This window comes from Variovorax paradoxus (genome assembly GCF_022009635.1).
Classification (GTDB): Bacteria; Pseudomonadota; Gammaproteobacteria; order Burkholderiales; family Burkholderiaceae_C; genus Variovorax.
The window spans coordinates 3668980-3685377 of the sequence record NZ_CP091716.1 but is presented as its reverse complement, the minus strand read 5'-3'; the positions used below and the strand labels follow the sequence as shown (position 1 = coordinate 3685377).

Genomic DNA, 16398 nt, shown 5'->3' with positions numbered 1-16398 from the left:
CTGACAGGGGTTTGCGCCCTGTACCGACGCCCGGCGGCAAGGTATCAATGCGTATCTGAGGCCTTTAGACCCACTCCGACGAGGAAGGTCTCGGACGATTTGTCCCGCGAGGCCTTGGGCTTGAAGGGCTTCACGATACGGAAATTGGCCTTGAACAGCTTCACCAGGTCGTCGTAGCCGCTGCCGTGGAAGAGCTTGGCCACCAGCGCGCCCTCGGGCTTCAGGTGATGCTGGGCGAAGTCGATTGCAAGCTCGATCAGGTGCGCCACCCGGGCGGCATCGGCCGAATGGATGCCCGACAGGTTGGGCGCCATGTCGGACACCACCAGGTCGGCCTTGCGTCCAGCCAGCACGCCAAGCAGCTGCTGCAGCAGCGCATCTTCGCGGAAGTCGCCCTGCAGGAAGGTCACGCCCTCGATGGGCTCCATCGGCAGGATGTCCAGGGCAATGATGGTGCCGTTCAGTTCGCCGGCCGCGGCGCCGTCGGGCGACATGCGCCGGCGCAGGTACTGGCTCCAGGCTCCGGGTGTGGAGCCGAGGTCGACCACCAGCTGGCCCGGCTTGACGAGCCCGAGCGACTCATCGATTTCCTTGAGCTTGTAGGCGGCGCGCGCGCGATAACCCTCCTTGGTGGCGAGCTTCACATAGGGGTCGTTGATATGGTCGTGAAGCCACGCTTTGTTGACTTTTTTGCTTTTGGCTTTGGTGCTCATGGGGGTCTTCGTGTACGCGTCGATAATACGGGGATGCCCGCCATTCAACTTACCCCTGCCGAGCGCAAGGTGCACCGCGCCGAAGCTCACCACCTGGATCCGATCGTCATGGTCGGTGGAGACGGGCTTACCCCTGCCGTAAAGAAAGAAGCCGACGCGGCGCTCAAGGCCCATGGCCTGATCAAGATCCGCGTCTTCTCCGACGACCGCCTCGCCCGCGACGCCATGCTGCGCGAACTGGCCGACGAGCTCGACGCCGCCCCCATTCAACACATCGGCAAGCTGCTGGTGCTGTGGCGTCCGAAGCCCGAAAAAGAGCGCGTGATCGACGAAGACCGCATGCCCGGCCCGCGCGACGTGAAGATCGTCAAGTACAGCAAGCGCGGCGGCCAGCGCCCTGAAATCAAGACGCTGCGCGTGCTCGGCAACCAGCGCCTCACCCCCGGCGGCACCATCAAGCGCGCCAAGGCCAAGCGGCCGCTGTCGGCCAAGAAGCGCAACCAGGCGGACTGAGGCCGGTGGCAGCGCAAGGCGCCCAGCGCCATATTCTCTGCATGAAGTGGGGCACGAAATACGGCCCCGAATACGTCAACCGGCTCTACGGCATGGTGCGCCGCAACCTCAGCGGCGACTTCAAGTTCGTGTGCCTGACCGACGACGGCAACGGCATCCACCCCGAAGTGACGTGCCTGCCGATTCCGCAGCTCAACCTGAACCTGGCCCCCGGCCAGCGCGACGGCGGCTGGAAGAAGCTCACGACCTTCGAAAAAGACCTGTACGGCCTGCGCGGTACCGCCCTTTTCCTCGACCTGGACGTGGTGGTCGTGGGCAGCCTCGACGCCTTCTTCGAGCAGCCCGGCGAGTTCCTGATCATTCACGACTACCCCCGCCCCTGGCGGCGCGAACGCATCACCGGCAACTCTTCGGTCTACCGCTTCGAGATCGGCGCCCACGCCGACATCCTGGCCTACCTGCGCGCCAACATGGACAAGGTGCAGGCGGAATATCGCAACGAGCAGGCCTACCTGTCGGACATGCTCCACAAGCAGGGCAAGCTGGCCTACTGGCCCGCGGCCTGGTGCCCGAGCTTCAAGTATCACGGCATCCCGACCTGGCCGACCAACTACTGGGAAGAGCCTTTCGTGCCCGAAGGTGCGCGCGTCATGGTGTTCCATGGCGAATGCAACCCGCCGGACGCACTGGCGGGACGCCGCAACCGCGCCTTCCGGTTCATCCGGCCGGCGAGCTGGGTTGCGCAATACTGGAAAGAGTGAGTGACGGTGGGGCAGCACCTGCTGCCGCCTCCGCCGCGCCGTAGATCAGCCCGGCTTGCGGGCGCCCATGCGCCACAGCAGCACGCCGGCACACACCCACTGCACGAGGTACATGCCGCTGCCCACGGCGTGCCACAGCTTGAGGTTGTCGCGCGCCACGATGCGCGGCGCCACGGCGTACTGCTGAAGCAGCGCCAGCAGCAGAGCCCCGAGGATCAGGAAAATCGCCGTCATCGCGGGACCGTCCATGCGGTCGTCGGCCTTGGCGCGAAAGTGGATCAGCAGGATCAGCCCACAGGCGACGGCGATCCAGCTTTGTGCCTCGAACAGCTGCGCCGCGAAATTGCCCGCCACCGATGGATTGCCGAGCCTGGCGAACAGCATCGGCACCACCAGAAAGCCGATCGTGGTGAGGCTGCCCCACCAGAAGGCGGCCAGCATCAGCGCAACGCGGTCTTTCATGAATTGAAAATCAGAGGTAGCGAACGGCCACGATCTCGTAGCGCTTCAGGCCGCCGGGCGCCTGCACTTCGGCGGTGTCGCCCTCTTCCTTGCCGATGAGCGCGCGCGCGATCGGGCTGGAGATGTTGATGAGGCCGAGCTTCAGGTCGGCTTCGTCCTCGCCTACGATCTGGTACTTCACGGCTTCGCCGGACTCTTCTTCCTCGAGTTCGACGGTAGAGCCGAACACCACCTTGCCGCCTGCATCGAGCTCGCTCGGGTCGATGACCTGCGCGGCGGACAGCTTGCCCTCGACTTCCTGGATGCGGCCTTCGATGAAGCCCTGGCGGTCCTTGGCGACTTCGTATTCGGCGTTCTCGCTCAGGTCGCCCTGGGCACGTGCTTCGGAAATGGCGTTGATGACCCAGGGACGGTCCACCGTCTTGAGCTGATGCAATTCGGCACGCAGTTTTTCAGCGCCGCGCTTGGTGATCGGAATGGTTGCCATGTTGTTGTTTCTCCATAAAGCGAAACCGCCGAACGCTGCCGTTCGGCGGTCGATTGAGGGAATTGATCAGACGAGTGTGCGTCCGGTCAGCCGGCTCAGGATGGCGAGCGGGCTCGAGTCGGGATTGTATTGCTTCGAAGCAGCCAGATGAAGGGTCTGTTCGAGCATGTATTGCCCTGCCATCACCGCGTGCGAGGTCTGGTCGGAGAAGCACACCCACACGGAACCCGGCGGGAACTTGGCGGTCTCCTGCGGCGAACTTTCCTGGTACGCCATGTCCGACTTCATGCCGTCGTGCAGCTGCAGCATCAGGTGGTCGTACTCGCTGCGGAACGACTTGGTCACATGCAGTGCCTGCAGCAGCTTGGCCTGCCAGCGCGCATAGGGCTTGGCGCGCGGCAGGAAGCGCCGGGCGATATCCTCGAAAGGCTCGCCCACGCGCCACACGCGCGGTGCGCCTTCAGGATTGACGTTGGTGAACACACGCAGGATGCGTTCGCCATAGTTGGGCCGCGACGGAAATGCGTCGACATGCAAACGCCGGTCGTCCGCGCGCCACGACTGCACGCGCGTCTCGACCTGCGCCGGCCGGTAGCTGGTGGGGGCAAGACGCAGCGCCGACGTGTAATGCGGCAGCAACCCATGAATGAGTTGCGTGGCCTGCGCCCGAAAACGCCCCACCATCGCGGCCGCCGTGCGCTGCACCGCCTCGTCGCCCACGGCGCCCTTGAGCTTGCCGTTGGCATCGAGGCTGATGTTGCGCACGTCGGGCGACAGCAGGCTGGGCGTGAGCAGGCTGCGCTCTTCGGGCAGCAGCTCGAAGCCCAGGCGCGGAAAGTACAGCACCTTGCCTGCTTCCAGTTCCGCGATCCACGCCTCGTTGGGCGTGGCCGCGTTCCAGTCCGTCAGGTCCAGTTCGACGAGCTGCGTTTCCATGATGACGCTCAGGCCGAGGCCAGTTGCGCGTGCATCTCCTGCACCGAGATCACGCCGAGTTCGTCCATGAAGCCCATGCCTTCCACCGCGGCTTCGGCGCCGAAGATCGTGGTGAACGTGGTCACGCGCGCCAGCAGTGCCGACGTGCGGATCTGCCGCGAATCGGTGATGGCATTGCGGCGCTCTTCCACCGTGTTGATGACCAGGGCAATCTCGTTGTTCTTGATCATGTCCACGATGTGCGGGCGGCCTTCGGTCACCTTGTTCACCGTCGCGCACTCGATGCCCGCGGCGTTGATGGCGGCTGCCGTGCCCTTGGTGGCCGTCAGCACGAAGCCGAGCTTGACCAGGCCTCGCGCCACTTCCACGGCACGCGCCTTGTCGTTGTTCTTCACCGAGATGAAGACCTTGCCCGACTTCGGCAGGTGCGTGCCGGCGCCCAGTTGCGACTTCACGAAGGCTTCGCCGAAGGTCTTGCCCACGCCCATCACTTCGCCGGTCGACTTCATCTCGGGGCCGAGGATGGTGTCCACGCCCGGGAACTTGACGAACGGGAACACGGCTTCCTTCACACTGAAATACGGCGGCGTGACTTCCTTCGTCACGCCCTGCGACTTCAGCGACTGGCCGGCCATGCAGCGTGCCGCCACCTTGGCGAGCTGGATGCCAGTGGCCTTGCTCACGTAAGGCACGGTGCGCGAGGCGCGCGGGTTCACTTCGAGCACGTAGATGACGTCCTTGCCGTCCTTCTGCTGGATGGCGAACTGCACGTTCATCAGGCCAACCACGTTCAGCGCGGCCGCCATCGCGGCGCTCTGGCGCTTCAGCTCGGCCACCGTGTCGGCGCTCAGGCTGTAGGGCGGCAGCGAGCAGGCGGAGTCGCCCGAGTGCACGCCGGCCTGTTCGATGTGCTCCATCACGCCGCCGATCAGGGTCTGGCCCTCGGCGTCGCGCAGGCAGTCGACGTCGCATTCGACAGCGTCGTTCAGGAAGCGGTCGAGCAGCACCGGCGAGTCGTTGCTGACCTTGACCGCTTCGCGCATGTAGCGCTCGAGGTCGCGCTGCTCGTGCACGATTTCCATCGCGCGGCCGCCCAGCACGTAGCTCGGGCGCACCACCAGCGGATAGCCCAGTGCCGCGGCCTTTTCGAGGGCTTCGGCTTCGGTGCGCGCGGTCGCGTTCGGCGGTTGCAGCAGCTTGAGCTCATGCAGCAGCTTCTGGAAGCGCTCGCGGTCTTCGGCCGCGTCGATCATGTCGGGCGAGGTGCCGATGATCGGCACGCCATTGGCCTCGAGGTCGAGCGCGAGCTTCAGCGGCGTCTGGCCGCCGTACTGCACGATCACGCCGAGCGGCTTTTCCTTATCGACGATCTCGAGCACGTCTTCGAGCGTCAGCGGCTCGAAGTACAGACGGTCCGAGGTGTCGTAGTCGGTCGACACGGTCTCGGGGTTGCAGTTGACCATGATGGTCTCGTAGCCGTCCTCGCGCATGGCGAGCGCGGCGTGCACGCAGCAGTAGTCGAACTCGATGCCCTGGCCGATGCGGTTGGGACCGCCGCCGAGCACCATGATCTTCTTCTTGTCGGTCGGATCGGCTTCGCACTCGTCCTCATAGGTCGAGTACATGTAGGCCGTGTTGGTCGCGAACTCGGCCGCGCAGGTGTCGACGCGCTTGTAGACCGGGCGCACGCCCAGGGCGCGACGCTTCTCGCGGATGGCCGTGTCGGTGGTCTTCAGCTGGCGCGCCAGGCGGCGGTCGGAGAAGCCCTTCTTCTTCAGCGCGAGCAGCGTGTCGCGGTCGATGTCGTCGAGCGACTTGGTTTCCAGTTCGAGCTCGATCTTCACGATCTCTTCGATCTGCACCAGGAACCACGGGTCGATCTTGGTCAGCGCGAACACCTCGTCCACGCTCAGGCCCATGGCGAAGGCATCGCCCACGTACCAGATGCGCTCGGGACCAGGCTCGCCCAGTTCCTTTTCGAGCACTTCGCGGTCCTGCGTCTTCTCGTTCAGACCGTCCACGCCCACTTCGAGGCCGCGCAGGGCCTTCTGGAACGACTCCTGGAAGGTGCGCCCCATGGCCATCACCTCGCCCACCGACTTCATCTGCGTGGTGAGGCGCGAATCGGCCTGCGGGAATTTCTCGAAGGCGAAACGCGGGATTTTGGTGACCACGTAGTCGATCGAGGGCTCGAACGACGCGGGGGTGGCGCCGCCGGTGATTTCATTGCGCAGTTCGTCGAGCGTGTAGCCCACGGCCAGCTTGGCCGCGACCTTGGCGATCGGGAAGCCCGTGGCCTTGGAGGCCAGCGCCGACGAACGCGACACGCGCGGGTTCATCTCGATGACGACCATGCGGCCGTCCTTCGGGTTGATGGAGAACTGTACGTTCGAGCCGCCGGTGTCGACGCCGATCTCGCGCAGCACGGCCAGCGAGGCGTTGCGCAGGATCTGGTATTCCTTGTCGGACAGCGTCTGCGCGGGGGCCACGGTGATCGAGTCGCCGGTGTGCACGCCCATCGGGTCGAGGTTTTCGATCGAGCAGACGATGATGCAGTTGTCGGCCTTGTCGCGCACGACTTCCATCTCGTACTCTTTCCAGCCGAGCAGCGATTCTTCGATCAGCAGCTCGTTGGTGGGCGAGGCTTCGATGCCGCGCTTGCAGATGGTCTCGAACTCTTCCGGGTTGTAGGCAATGCCGCCGCCCGTGCCGCCGAGCGTGAAGCTGGGGCGGATGACCGTCGGGAAGCCGACACTCTTCTGAACCGCCCAGGCTTCGTCCATCGAGTGCGCGATGCCGGAGCGGGCCGAGCCCAGTCCGATCTTGGTCATCGCGTCCTTGAACTTCAGGCGGTCTTCGGCCTTGTCGATGGCCTCGGGCGTGGCGCCGATCAGCTCGACCGGCTTGTTGGTGGCAGCGCCCGTGTACTTGTCGAGCACGCCGTTGCGCCAGAGGTCGAGCGCGCAGTTCAGCGCGGTCTGGCCGCCCATCGTCGGCAGGATCGCGTCAGGGCGTTCCTTGGCGATGATTTTTTCAACCGTCTGCCAAGTGATGGGCTCGATGTAGGTGACATCGGCCGTGGCCGGGTCGGTCATGATCGTCGCGGGGTTGCTGTTGATCAGGATGACCTTGTAGCCCTCCTCGCGCAGCGCCTTGCAGGCTTGCACGCCGGAATAGTCGAACTCGCACGCCTGGCCGATGATGATCGGGCCGGCGCCGATGATGAGGATCGATTTGAGGTCTGTGCGCTTAGGCATTCTTGTTCTCCGTCTTGTGCTTTTCCATGAGTGCCGTGAAGCGATCGAACAGATAGCCGATGTCGTGCGGGCCCGGCGAGGCTTCAGGGTGGCCCTGGAAGCAGAACGCGGGCTTGTCGGTGCGCGCCAGCCCCTGCAGCGTGTTGTCGAACAGGCTGACGTGGGTGGGACGCAGGTTGGCCGGCAGCGACTTCTCGTCGACCGCGAAGCCGTGGTTCTGGCTGGTGATGCTCACGCGGCCGTTGTCGAGGTCCTTCACCGGATGGTTCGCGCCGTGGTGGCCGAACTTCATCTTGAAGGTCTTGGCGCCGGAAGCCAGCGCCATGATCTGGTGGCCCAGGCAGATGCCGAAGGTGGGAATGCCGGTCTCGATGAGTTCCTTGACCGCGCTGATGGCGTAGTCGCAGGGCTCCGGGTCACCGGGGCCGTTGGCCAGGAAGATGCCATCGGGTTTCAGCTTGAGCACGTCGGCCGCGGGCGTCTGCGCCGGCACCACGGTGATGCGCGCGCCGCGCTGGGCGATCATGCGCAGGATGTTCTTCTTGACGCCGTAGTCGAAGGCAACGACGTGGAACTTCGGCGTGATCTGCACGCCGTAGCCCGGCTTACCGTTCAGATTGACGAGCTTCCACTCGGTCTCGGTCCACTCGTAGGTCTGCGTGACCGACACCACCTTGGCCAGGTCGAGCCCTGCCATGCTCGGCGCGGCCTTGGCGGCGGCGATGGCCTTGTCGATCAACGCCTGCGTCACGGTCTCGCCTTCCGCGAGGCCCAGGATGCAGCCGTTCTGCGCGCCGTGGGTGCGCAGGTGACGCGTGAGCTTGCGGGTGTCGATGTTCGCGATGGCCACCGTGTTGCCGGACACGAGGTACTCGGTCAGCGTGGCGGTCTTGCGGAAGTTGGAGGCGACGAGGGGCAGGTCCTTGATGATCAGGCCCGCGGCATGGATCTTGTCGGCTTCGATGTCCTCGCCGTTGACGCCGTAGTTGCCGATGTGCGGATACGTGAGGGTCACGATCTGCTGGCAGTAGCTCGGGTCGGTGAGGATTTCCTGGTAACCGGTCATGGCGGTGTTGAACACCACCTCACCGGTCGTGGAGCCGGCGGCTCCGATCGAATTGCCTTGAAAGACCGTGCCGTCTGCGAGCGCCAGGATGGCGGGCGGGAAACTTCCCTTGAGAGACAAAAGCACTGGGTTCTCCGGATGGTTACGGTCGCCCGGAGCCCCAGGCGCGTTGCCTGCGGACTGCTGCTTAAGGGGATTTTGGCGTTAAAGGCGGCCGGGCGACGCTATTGCGAGTAAGCCCCCGATTGTAGCTCGGACTGGATGTGCTATTTGCCCTGCAGGGTCGCACCGCTGGCATGAAGACAAATTGCGGCTGCTGCAGCCACGTTCAGCGACTCCTCGCCGCCGGGCTGGGCGATGCGGATGTGGTGCGTGGCCCGGGCCTCGAGCGCGGCCGACACGCCCTGCCCTTCGTGCCCCATGAGCCAGGCGCAGGGGTGCGGCAGGTCAGCCTTGTGCAGCCACTCGCCGCGGTGCGAGCTGGTGGCCAGGAGAGGCACTGTCAATGCATCCAGTGCCTCGGCCTCCACGCCCTCTATCAGCCGCAGGCCGAAATGGGCGCCCATGCCGGCGCGCAGCACCTTCGGCGCCCACAGCGCCGCAGTGCCCTTGAGCGCGATCACCTGGGTAAACCCGAATGCCGCCGCACTGCGCAGGATGGAGCCGGCATTGCCGGCGTCCTGCAGGCGATCGAGCACCACGCTGGGCGCGTCGGGCAGCAGTTCGGGCCGCACCGGCAGGTCGAGCACGAAACCCATGGGCGCCGGCGACTCCAGTCCGCTGACGCCGCGCAGAAGGTCGTCGCTGACGACGACCGTCTTGGCCGCATCGCGGGCCCATTCGGCCGGCGCCTGGGGCCAGAAAGACTCTGAAAACACCGCGATCGCCGGCTTGACGCCGCGTGCCAGCGCGGCCCGGCACAGGTGGTCGCCTTCGAGCCAGATGCGGCCCAGCTTGCGGTACGCCCCGGGATCCTGCGCGAGCTTGCGCAGATCCTTGAGCAGCGGGTTGTCGCGCGAGCTGATGTGGCTGGCGCCGGTATCGGAGGTCATTCGGGGTTCAGGGCGAGGCGCGCAGATCGAGGCGCACCGACTCGGTCACGCTGATGACCATCGTCGGCGATACCGATCCCGCCCCCGCCGGCACACCGGCACCCGCCGCCGCTGCCGTGCGAGCCAGCGCAGCCGCCACCGGACTGAAAGACTTCCGGTGGTGCACGCAGGCGCCGTGGCGCTTCAGCGCCTCCAGGTGCTCGGGCGTGCCGTAGCCCTTGTGGCCGGCAAAGCCGTAATCGGGAAACTCGGCATGGAGTTGCTCGCACAGGCGGTCGCGGTGCACCTTCGCCAGGATCGACGCAGCGGAGATCGCCTTGACCCGGGCGTCGCCCTTGACGATGGCCTCGGCCAGCACGTCGAGCGTCGGCAAGCGGTTGCCGTCGACCAGCACCTTCGCCGGCTTCAGCCGCAGGCCCTCGACGGCGCGACGCATCGCAAGCATGGTCGCCTGCAGGATGTTGTGGGTGTCGATTTCGTCGACGGTGGCCTGAGCGATCGAGCAGCACAGCGCCTTGGCCAGGATCTGGTCGTGCAGGCGTTCGCGCTGCAGGGCCGTGAGGGTCTTGGAATCGGCCAGCCCGCGGATCGGCCGCAGGTCGTCGAGGATCACGGCAGCAGCCACCACGGGGCCGGCCAGGGGGCCGCGCCCCGCCTCGTCGACGCCCGCAAGCAGCCCCGGTGCATCCCACACCAGCGGGGCCTGCTCAGCCTTCAAGAACTTTCTGGATCGCATCGGCGCAAAGTGTCGGCGTATCGCGCTGCAATTGCACATGCAGCTCTGAAAATTTTTGTTGCAGCGCTTGCGTCTTCTCGGGTGCGTCGAGCCAGGCCAACGTGGCCTTGGCGAGCGCTTCCGGGGTGGCGGCTTCCTGCAGCAGCTCGGGCACCACGAAATCGCGGCACAGGATGTTGGGCAGGCCGACCCAGGGCTGCAGCTGCTTGCGCTGCATGAGACGCCACGAGAGCGCGTTCATGTTGTACGCGATGACCATCGGCCGCTTGAACAGCGCGGCTTCGAGCGTGGCGGTGCCGCTGGCGATCAGCGTGGCGTCGCAGGCGGCCAGCGCGGCATGCGACTGGCCGTCGAGCAGCTTCACGCGGCCGGTCATGCCGCTGGCATGCAGCAGCCCCTCGACTTCCGCGCGCAAGCTCGGAATGATGGGCGCCACGAACTGGACGCCCGGTCGCTCCTTCTGCATCAGCGCCGCAGCGGCGAAGAACCGGGCGGCCAGGTAGCGCACTTCAGAGCGACGGCTGCCGGGCAGCAGGGCCACGACCTGTGCGTCGGGCGCGAAACCCATCGCAGCGCGTGCGCCGGCGCGGTCGGGCGTCATCGGGATCACGTTGGCCAGGGGATGGCCGACGTAGCTGCCCGCAACGCCGTGCTCAGCCAGCAACGCGGGCTCGAAGGGAAAGATGCACAGCACATGGTCGGCAGCGGCGCGGACCTTCTCGATGCGCTCCGGCCGCCAGGCCCAGATCGACGGGCAGATGAAATGCACCGTCTTCATGCCGCGGCTGCGCAGGCCTGCTTCGAGATCGAGATTGAAATCGGGAGCGTCGACGCCGATGAACAGCTCGGCCCATTCGCGCAGCAGGCGGGCCTTGAGCTGGCGGCGGATGCCGGCGATTTCAGCGTAGTGCCGCAGCACCTCGACGTAACCGCGCACCGCGAGCTTCTCTTGCGGCCACCAGCTCTGGAAGCCGTGGGCCAGCATGCGGGGACCGCCGATGCCGACCGTCTGCAGGTCCGGCCAGCGGGCCTGCAGGCCGTCGAGCAGCAGTCCAGCGAGCAGGTCGCCGGAGGCTTCGCCCGCGACCAGCGCAAAGCGTCGCTGTCCGTCCTTCTGCATCGCGGTCACGTCAGCGCGCGATGCCGCGCGTCGAGTTGGCCAGGAAGGATTCCATCAACGCGACGTCGCCCGCCGCTTCCGGCATTTCCGTGGCAAGCGCGGCAATGTCCGTGCGCGCTTCCTCGAGCGTCTTGCCCTGGCGGTACAGCAGCCGGTGCATCTGCTTCACCGCCGCGAGCCGCTGGGCGGAAAAGTCGCGCCGACGCAGGCCGACGATGTTGAAGCCGCGCACCGCCAACGGATTGCCGTCGACCAGCATGAAGGGCGGCACGTCTTGCGATATGGCGCTCGCAAAGCCGACCATGGCATGGGCGCCGACCGAGACGAACTGGTGAATGCCCGTGAGCCCACCGATCGTCACCCAGTCGGCCAGATGCACGTGGCCGGCCAGCGTGGTGTTGTTGGACAGCGTGGTGTGGTTGTCGACACGACAGTCGTGCGCGATGTGCGTGTACGCCATGATCCAGTTGTCGCTGCCCACGCGCGTCACGCCGCCCGCCCCCGGCACGCCGAGGTTGAAGGTGCAGAACTCGCGAATGACGTTGCGGTCGCCGATGACGAGTTCGGTCGGCTCCCCGGCGTACTTCTTGTCCTGCGGCACGGCGCCGAGGGACGAGAACTGGAAGATCCTGTTGTCGCGCCCGATGGTGGTGCGCCCTTCGATCACGCAATGCGCGCCGACGGTGGTGCCCGCGGCGATCCGCACGTGCGGGCCGATCACGGTATAGGGCCCGACCGACACCGAGGCGTCGAGTTCTGCCTGGGGGTCGACGATTGCTGTCGAATGAACCTGGGTCATGCCTTGTGAAAACGACTGGCTGTGGCCGGATCAGCTGATCTGGCGCATGGCGCACATCAGCGTGGCCTCGCAGGCGAGTTCGCTGCCCACCCGGGCGCGACCCTTGAACTTCGAGATGCCGGCCTTCATGCGCTCGATTTCGACTTCGAGCGTCAGCTGGTCGCCGGGTTCCACGGGCCGCTTGAAGCGCGCGCCGTCGATGGCGGCAAAGTAGTAGACAGTGTTGTCGTCCGGCACGATGTCGAGCGAATGGAACGACAGCAGCGCCGCGGCCTGGGCCATGGCTTCGAGCATCAGCACGCCCGGCATCACCGGGCGGTGCGGGAAGTGGCCGTTGAAGAACGGCTCGTTCATCGTCACGTTCTTGAGCGCCGTGATGCGCTTGCCCTTTTCCATGTCCAGCACGCGGTCCACCAGCAGGAACGGGTAGCGGTGGGGGAGCAGCTTGAGGATTTGATGGATATCGAGCGTCGTCGTCATGATTTTTTGTTCCTGCATCGTCGTCATTTTTTCGAGGGAGCCTTCTCCAGCGCCTTCAGTCGTTCGCGCAGGCTGTGCAACTGCTTGAGCGTTGCCGCATTCTTTTCCCAGCTCGCATTGTCATCGATGGGAAACATACCGGTGTATTGACCGGCCTTGTGGAGTGAACGGGTAACGATGGTCGCGGCGGATACGTGAACGCCGTCCGCCACCGTCAGATGACCCAGCACGATGGCGCCGCCGCCGAAGGTGCAGTTGGCGCCGATGATCGCGCTGCCGGCCACGCCGACGCAGCCCGCCATCGCGGTGTTCTTGCCGACGCGCACGTTGTGGCCGATCTGGATCAGGTTGTCGAGCTTGACGCCGTCCTCGATCACCGTGTCGTCGAGCGCGCCGCGATCGATGCAGGTGTTGGCGCCGATTTCGACGTCATTTCCGATGCGCACCGCACCCAACTGCTCGATCTTGACCCACTGCCCCTGGTGCAGCGCCAGGCCGAAGCCGTCTGCCCCGATGACCACGCCCGGATGCAGCAGGCAGCGCTCGCCGATCGAGCAATCTTCGCTGACCGTCACGCGCGACTTCAGCACCGTGCCCGCGCCGATGCGTGCGCCCCGCTCCACCACGCACAGCGCGCCGATGCGCGCCGTGGGGTCGACATGCGCCTCGGCATGGATCACCGCACTGGGATGAATGCGGTCGGCATCCGGACGCGCATGGTGCGCCTTCCAGAGTTGCGTCAGGCGCGCGAAGTAGAAATAAGGATCAGGCGTGACGATGAAGGCGCCCCGCGCGCCGGCCGCCTCGCGCATGGCGGGCGAAACGATCACGCAGGCGGCCTTCGAGGCCGCCAGTTCCTGCTGGTATTTGGGATGGCTCAGGAAGCTGAGCGCATCGGGCTGTGCATTCTGCAGCGGCGCCAGCCGCTCGATGGACAGCGCCGCATCGCCATGAAGCTCGCCCCCGAGGGCGTCAACGATGGCTCCGAGCTGCAGTGACACGCCGGTTCGCGGCGTTACTTGCCGGCCGCGGGCGCAGGAGAGCCGACCGACGCGTTCAGCGCCTTGATCACCTTGTCGGTGATGTCGTGCTTCGGGTTGATGTAGATCGCTTCCTGCAGGATGGCGTCATACTTCTCGGCCTCGGCCACCTGCTTCACGACACGGTTGGCACGCTCGTAGACCTGCTGGAGCTCTTCGTTCTTGCGCGCATTCAGGTCTTCCTGGAATTCGCGGCGCTTGCGCTGGAAGTCACGGTCCTGGTCGACCAGCGACCGCTGGCGCGAGACACGCTGGGCTTCAGACAGCGTCGGAGCCTCGCGCTCGAACTTCTCGGACGCCGCCTTCAGCGCCTCGCCTTGCGCGGTCAGGTCTTTCTCGCGCTTGAGAAACTCAGCCTCGAGCTTGGCCTGGGCGGCCTTGGCAGGCTGGGCTTCGCGCAGCACGCGGTCCGGATTCACGAAACCGATGCGAAAGGTTTCCTGTGCTTGCGCCTGGGCAGGCGCGGCAGCGAACACGAAAGCGGGGATCAACAACGCACCGGCCGCGGCGCGAATCAAATGCTTCATTTAGAAAGACGTTCCGATCTGGAATTGGAGGCGCTGGATTCTATCCTTCGGGATCGTGACGAGGCCGGTGTTCGGATCCGTGACTTCCTTCTGGGACTTGATGGGGAAGGCATAAGCCAGGCGCAGCGGGCCCAGTGGCGAGATCCAGCTGACACCGAGGCCGACCGAAGCGCGCAGCTTCTTCTGTGCACTCCACTGCGCATCCGTCAGGCCAGGCGCACGGGAACCGAACACATTGCCGATGTCGAAGAAGCTGTACAGGCGCAGCGTACGGTCGTTGCCGGCACCCGGGAACGGCGTGCTCAGCTCGGCATTGAAGATGGCCTTCTTGGTGCCGCCCAGCGCGGCGCCGTCGGTCTGACCGAAGAGCGGCACGTCGCGCGGACCCAGCGAGTTCTGCTCGAAGCCACGGATCGAACCGAGACCACCGGCGTAGAAGTTCTTGAAGATCGGGTAAGTCGTGCTGCCAAGTGCCTTGGCATAGCCCACTTCGCCGTTGACCGAGAAGGTGTACTGCTTGTTGATCGCGAAGAACTGCTGGTACTGGTAGTTCGTCTTGATGTACTTCATGTCGCCGCCGACGCCCAACTCGAGGTTGGCGCGCTGCAGGCGGCCCGTGGTCGGGGTCAGCGCGCTGTCGCGGCTGTCGCGGCCCCAGCCGACGGACAGGGGAACACCCCAGACGCTCTTTTGGTCGCATCCGAGCACGAAGAACCCGGTCGAGTCCTTCTGGCACTTGAAGTAGCTGAGGTACGAATTCGGCGTGTACAGGCCCGCGAAGATCGACGACCGGTTCGGGTCGAAGGCGTAGCGCTCGAGGCCGATGCCGAAGAACACGGTGTCGACCTCGCTGAACGGCACGCCGAAGCGGATCGAAGCGCCCTGGTTGACGAGCTTGTAGTCGCCGTCTTCCGACGTCGAGTACGGCCGTGTCGTCGTGTGGTAGACGCTGATCGTGCGCGAGATGCCGTCCTTCGTGAAGTACGGATCGGTCGTGGTCAGCGACAGCGTACGGTTGTACTTGCTGGTGTTGACCTGCACGCCCAGGAAGTTGCCGGAGCCGAACACGTTTTCCTGCGAGATGCCGAAGGTCAGCGCGACCTTGTCGGAGCTCGAGTAACCAGCGCCCAGTTGCAGGCTGCCGGTGGGCTTTTCGGCCACGTTGACAGTCAGGTCGACCTGGTCGGGCGAGCCAGGCACTTCCTGCGTTTCGACGTTCACTTCGGTGAAGAAGCCCAGGCGGTCGACGCGGTCGCGCGACAGCTTGATCTTGTCGCCGTCGTACCACGAGGCTTCGTACTGGCGGAACTCGCGGCGGATCACTTCGTCGCGGGTCTTGTTGTTGCCGCCGACCATCACGCGGCGCACGTACACGCGGCGCGACGGCTCGGCCTGCAGCGTCAGCGTGACGCGGTTGTTCACACGGTCGATGTCCGGACGCGCCTGCACGCGGGCGAACGCATAGCCGAAGGTGCCGAAGTAGTCGTTGAAGGCCTTGGTGGTCTCCGTGACCTGCTCACCGTTGTAGGGCTCGCCCGGCTTGATGGTGATCAGCGACTTGAACTCATCGTCGCGACCGAGGTAGTTGCCGTCGAGCTTGACGCCTGCAACCACGAACTTCTCGCCTTCGGAGATGTTCACCGTCACCGTCAGATCCTTGCGGTCCGGCGAAATGGCGACCTGGGTCGAGTCGATGCGGAACTCGAGGTAGCCGCGCGTGATGTAGTACGAGCGCAGGGTTTCGAGGTCGGCGTTGAGCTTGGCGCGCGAGTACTGGTTCGACTTCGTGTACCAGCTCATGAAACCGCCGCTGTCCTGGTCGAACAGGCTCAGCAGCGTCGATTCGCTGAAGGCCTTGTTGCCCACCACGTGCACTTCGCGGATGCGGGCGGATTCGCCTTCGGTGACCGTGAAGGTCAGGTTGACGCGGTTGCGCTCGATGGGCGTGACGGTCGTCACGACCTGCGCGTTGTACAGGCTGCGGCTCACGTACTGGCGCTTGAGCTCCTGCTCGGCGCGGTCGGTCAGTGCCTTGTCGTACGGACGGCCATCGGTCAGGCCGACTTCGCGCAGCGCCTTCGTCAGCGCGGCCTTGTCGAATTCCTTGGTGCCGACGAAATCGACATCGGCGATGGTGGGCCGCTCTTCGACGATCACCACCAGCACGTTGCCGTTCACGTCGATGCGCACATCCTTGAACAACCCCAGCTCGAACAGCGCGCGGATCGCGGCCGAACCGCGCTCGTCGCTGTAGGTATCGCCCACGCGCAGGGGCAGCGACGCGAAGATCGTGCCGGCTTCGACGCGTTGCAGGCCTTCGACGCGAATGTCACGCACCGTGAAAGGCTCTACGGCCCAGGCTGCCGTGGCGGCGAGTGCACTGGCGACCACCGCGACAACGCTACGCAGGCGAAAGCGACTGAAGTTTTTGTTCATCTGTGAATTGAGC

16 protein-coding genes are annotated in these 16398 nt (G+C 65.3%); 2 read left to right on the top strand and 14 right to left on the bottom strand.

Translation table 11 applies throughout. The features are described from left to right. Positions 1 to 44 precede the first annotated feature (44 nt). Entirely contained in the window at positions 45 to 713 is a 669-nt protein-coding gene (locus L3V85_RS17125; RefSeq protein ID WP_237680237.1) for an RlmE family RNA methyltransferase, read from the bottom strand. 33 nt (positions 714 to 746) lie between these two features. Here L3V85_RS17125 and L3V85_RS17120 point away from each other — a divergent pair, with 33 nt between their 5' ends. Together L3V85_RS17120 and L3V85_RS17115 are read left to right on the top strand one after the other, a co-directional pair. Beyond that, positions 747 to 1226, top strand: coding sequence for a YhbY family RNA-binding protein (locus tag L3V85_RS17120; protein ID WP_237680236.1), 480 nt, complete (start codon positions 747 to 749; stop codon positions 1224 to 1226). A 41-nt stretch (positions 1227 to 1267) separates the two neighbouring features. After that, complete coding sequence (locus L3V85_RS17115; protein ID WP_237680583.1) at positions 1268 to 1987, top strand: glycosyltransferase; 720 nt, start codon at positions 1268 to 1270, stop codon at positions 1985 to 1987. A 45-nt stretch (positions 1988 to 2032) separates the two neighbouring features. Here L3V85_RS17115 and L3V85_RS17110 read toward each other — a convergent pair whose 3' ends face one another. From L3V85_RS17110 to bamA, 13 genes are all read right to left on the bottom strand, one after another. Further along, a complete protein-coding gene (locus L3V85_RS17110; RefSeq protein ID WP_237680235.1) occupies positions 2033 to 2449 on the bottom strand; it encodes a DUF4149 domain-containing protein in 417 nt (138 codons plus the stop codon). Between the two features lie 10 nt (positions 2450 to 2459). Continuing rightward, positions 2460 to 2936: a transcription elongation factor GreA gene (gene greA, locus L3V85_RS17105; protein WP_237680234.1), complete on the bottom strand. Its 477-nt coding sequence runs from the start codon at positions 2934 to 2936 to the stop codon at positions 2460 to 2462. A 66-nt stretch (positions 2937 to 3002) separates the two neighbouring features. After that, positions 3003 to 3872 carry a Kdo hydroxylase family protein gene (locus L3V85_RS17100; RefSeq protein WP_237680233.1) on the bottom strand — a complete coding sequence of 290 codons (870 nt, stop codon included), beginning with the start codon at positions 3870 to 3872 and terminating at the stop codon, positions 3003 to 3005. Between the two features lie 8 nt (positions 3873 to 3880). Then, entirely contained in the window at positions 3881 to 7129 is a 3249-nt protein-coding gene (gene carB / locus L3V85_RS17095; protein WP_237680232.1) for a carbamoyl-phosphate synthase large subunit, read from the bottom strand. Continuing rightward, positions 7122 to 8321 carry a glutamine-hydrolyzing carbamoyl-phosphate synthase small subunit gene (gene carA, locus L3V85_RS17090; protein WP_237680231.1) on the bottom strand — a complete coding sequence of 400 codons (1200 nt, stop codon included), beginning with the start codon at positions 8319 to 8321 and terminating at the stop codon, positions 7122 to 7124. Before carA ends, carB begins: the two co-directional genes overlap by 8 nt. Positions 8322 to 8461: 140 nt before the next feature. Then, complete coding sequence (locus tag L3V85_RS17085) at positions 8462 to 9247, bottom strand: TrmH family RNA methyltransferase (protein WP_237680230.1); 786 nt, start codon at positions 9245 to 9247, stop codon at positions 8462 to 8464. A gap of 7 nt (positions 9248 to 9254) precedes the next feature. Then, positions 9255 to 9983: a ribonuclease HII gene (rnhB, locus tag L3V85_RS17080; RefSeq protein WP_237680229.1), complete on the bottom strand. Its 729-nt coding sequence runs from the start codon at positions 9981 to 9983 to the stop codon at positions 9255 to 9257. Then, positions 9955 to 11103 carry a lipid-A-disaccharide synthase gene (gene lpxB, locus L3V85_RS17075; protein WP_237680582.1) on the bottom strand — a complete coding sequence of 383 codons (1149 nt, stop codon included), beginning with the start codon at positions 11101 to 11103 and terminating at the stop codon, positions 9955 to 9957. Before lpxB ends, rnhB begins: the two co-directional genes overlap by 29 nt. Positions 11104 to 11113: 10 nt before the next feature. Then, complete coding sequence (gene lpxA / locus L3V85_RS17070; protein WP_237680228.1) at positions 11114 to 11902, bottom strand: acyl-ACP--UDP-N-acetylglucosamine O-acyltransferase; 789 nt, start codon at positions 11900 to 11902, stop codon at positions 11114 to 11116. Positions 11903 to 11932: 30 nt separating this feature from the next. Then, positions 11933 to 12382: a 3-hydroxyacyl-ACP dehydratase FabZ gene (fabZ, locus tag L3V85_RS17065; protein WP_237680227.1), complete on the bottom strand. Its 450-nt coding sequence runs from the start codon at positions 12380 to 12382 to the stop codon at positions 11933 to 11935. A gap of 23 nt (positions 12383 to 12405) precedes the next feature. Further along, the gene (gene lpxD / locus L3V85_RS17060; protein ID WP_237680226.1) at positions 12406 to 13383 is read right to left on the bottom strand and encodes a UDP-3-O-(3-hydroxymyristoyl)glucosamine N-acyltransferase; all 978 of its coding nucleotides are present in this window, start codon (positions 13381 to 13383) and stop codon (positions 12406 to 12408) included. 14 nt (positions 13384 to 13397) lie between these two features. Then, positions 13398 to 13949 (bottom strand): OmpH family outer membrane protein, encoded by a 552-nt coding sequence (locus tag L3V85_RS17055; protein ID WP_237680225.1) that lies wholly within the window; start codon positions 13947 to 13949, stop codon positions 13398 to 13400. Continuing rightward, entirely contained in the window at positions 13950 to 16385 is a 2436-nt protein-coding gene (bamA, locus tag L3V85_RS17050; RefSeq protein ID WP_237680224.1) for an outer membrane protein assembly factor BamA, read from the bottom strand. Between the last annotated feature and the right edge of the window lie 13 nt (positions 16386 to 16398).